The organism is Neptunomonas sp., from assembly GCF_041601355.1.
Classification (GTDB): domain Bacteria; phylum Pseudomonadota; class Gammaproteobacteria; order Pseudomonadales; family Balneatricaceae; genus Neptunomonas.
This window is the reverse complement of sequence record NZ_JBFIIH010000235.1, coordinates 1-2,930: the sequence shown is the minus strand read 5'-3', so window position 1 is coordinate 2,930 and position 2,930 is coordinate 1. Positions and strand designations below refer to the sequence as shown.

2 protein-coding genes are annotated in these 2,930 nt (G+C 46.4%); both read left to right on the top strand.

Features of this window, described 5'->3' with window-relative positions:
• The coding region (locus ABY436_RS19765) for a hypothetical protein (protein ID WP_372740642.1) at positions 1 to 816 on the top strand (816 nt) is incomplete at its 5' end.
• 38 nt (positions 817 to 854) lie between these two features.
• The coding region (locus tag ABY436_RS19760) for a diguanylate cyclase (RefSeq protein WP_372740641.1) at positions 855 to 2,930 on the top strand (2,076 nt) is incomplete at its 3' end.

Below are 2,930 nucleotides of genomic sequence, written 5' to 3'. Positions count from 1 at the left end.
GAAGTTACCGTCACCGATGATGAAGGCGGCACCACGTCACAGACCGTCAGCATTATGCTGGCGAATGTCCAGGACGAAGTCCTGACGACAATTGTGCCAGTATCGCCTACACCTGAAGCTGTCACACCAGCACCTAAGCCGACAGACTCTGCTACTGAAGAGACTGATTCCAGCGAGTCTGATGAAACTGAGGTCATCGACATATCAAGCGATGATCAAGCAACAGATAACACAGAAACGGATAACACAGAAACGGATAGCATCATTGATGCTAACCCTGATGATATATCCGGGTTACCGGCACCTATACAAGCTAACGACATCTTTGTCAGTGTGTTATCTGACAGACCTACTACAATTAACTCGTTTGAAGATACAAAACCAACGGTTGAGATAACGCAGACTTTTCTGCAGGAATTAGCATCATTCTGGAAAGACGATGGGTTATCTGTGATGCAACCTGATGAAACAGGCCGTAATAGTCCTGAATTCATCAACGACGTAAATCAGATGTTAGCAGACCTCGACAACGCGGCTGATATTGAAAATAAAGAAATGAAAATGAGTGCAGAAGCCATTACAGGAGTGAGCATTACATTAACGGCAGGCTTTGTAAGCTGGGCCTTACGTGCAGGGTCATTAGTCGCCAGCTTTTTGGCCGTTATGCCAGCATGGCGACACCTTGACCCTATGCCCATACTGGCTGCTGATGAGAAATCGCGTCGTAAACTTTCACCGCTTGAGGGCGACGATGACTTCGATGAGATATTGGATGAAGATACTGAAAAAACAGTTGATGACCTATTTGACCGTTAAAATGCATACTCAATTCCGGATAACAAGTTGAAACCATTATGAAAGCAGCCATGTCACCCGTTTTTCGTCTTTCCATCGGTCTGATACTGTTGACCGTCAGTTTGTTGCTGGTAGGTGACTTACTCGGGTTTATTCCTGATCAGAAACATGCTGAATTTACAGCGCGTAAAGCTATTGCCGAGTCGCTTGCTGTTCAGGTTTCGTCGAATATCGCTCAGGGGCATATGGCATCAGTAACCGAAACAATTCACTCTCTGCAAGAACGCAGTGACAGCATTCTATCGGTCGGTTTACGCACTTCTGATGGCCACTTAATATCCAATGCCGGGGATCATCTCAGTCATTGGCAACCGGCTGACAAAGAATCGTCTACTCCCTCCCATGTGCAGGTTCCGATTCATAATCAGTCCGGACGATGGGGTGCTCTGGAAATCAGTTTTAAACCTCTCGGCGGTAACACCTTTGGTCTGTTTAACGGTGGCTCACTTGTCACCATTATTTTGTTTATTTCGCTTTCAGGTTTTGTCGCTTATTGGGTATTTCTAAAACGTGCTCTGAATGAACTGGACCCAAGCGCCGTTGTTCCTGATCGTGTACGTGCGGCTCTTGATGTCTTAGCAGAAGGTTTAGCCATGCTAGATAACAAAGGCCGTATGGTGTTTGTGAATGAGGCATTTGAATCCAAATTAGGACAACCCGCACAAACACTGGTGGGCAAGTATCTCTCCGATCTTGAATGGGAGCCATCAGCTAATAAAGACGCTGGCCAACCACTTATTTTCCCTTGGAAGTTAGCACTGGAGGGAATAGAAGCGCCACACTCATCTCAATTAAAGCTCAAGACTATGTTGCATGAACATCTCAGTTTTGCGATCAATGTTGCGCCAATAAAAGCACCCGAAGGAAATATTCGTGGGGTTGTAGTTACCTTTGATGATGTTACTGAACTTGAACATAAGAATAATGATCTTGAACGCGCTTTAGTTCGGGTCCAACAAAGCCAGAGAGAAATCACCCGCCAGAACCGGGAACTACAAATACTCGCAACACGTGATCCACTGACCGGAGCTCTCAATCGTCGTTCACTTTTCGACGGCTTCACCACTCTGCTCGGTGAAGCGGCTGATGAAGGAGCATCTATCAGTTGTATTATGGTCGATATAGACCACTTTAAATCAGTCAATGACCGCTTCGGGCATGCCACCGGCGACAAAGTAATCAAGCTGCTTTCAAGGATTTTGACCGAAACTTCCCGCACCGATGATCTTGTTGGTCGTTACGGAGGCGAAGAGTTCTGCGTTGTTTTGCCAGGAATAGATGAAGAGCAAACGGCAGTCATCGCCGAACGTATGCGGTTGGCTGTACACGAAGGTAAGATAGATCAATTCACCAGTGCTATACGCTTCACAGCAAGCTTTGGCGTTTCCAGTAACCTCGGAGGTTCATCAACGCCCAGCATTCTTGTCGATCTGGCAGATAAAGCCCTGTATCACTCAAAAAATTGTGGTCGAAATCGCGTGACTCGTTGGTCACAAATTCAGCATTCTTCTACAGTAAACCCCCTTCCTGAAGAGACAGCCAAGCAAATCCCAACAGCCGACAGCAACGCAGAGAGCAGCACAGATCAACAATTAAAATATCGTATCGAAGAACTTGAAGCGTTAATTCGCTCACAAAGCACACATGATGTAGCCTCGACAGATGAAGCCACGGGCCTTCCTAACCGTATCGTACTTATCGACAGGATTAAACAAGGTATCGTACGCAGTCGCCGACTCAATACCCGCCTCGCGGTGTTATTCATTGATATTGATACATTGCAGGTCATCCGAAATACGCTGGGAGATCCGGCTGCCGAAAAATTGGTTAAACTGGTAGCCGGGCGTTTAAACAAAACCTTGCGATCAACCGATACAGTCGCCATTGACGGCGCAACCAACATTGGCGTTAGTGTATCCCGCGTCAGTAGTGGTGAATTTGTTGTTTTATTAACAGATATGCAAAGTGAGGAGTCCACTACCTGGATTATTCAACGCATGTTTGCTGCTATGAACGAAGCCGTACACATCGAGAGTACTGACGTTTTTCTGGATGTTCGCATCGGTGTCAGCATG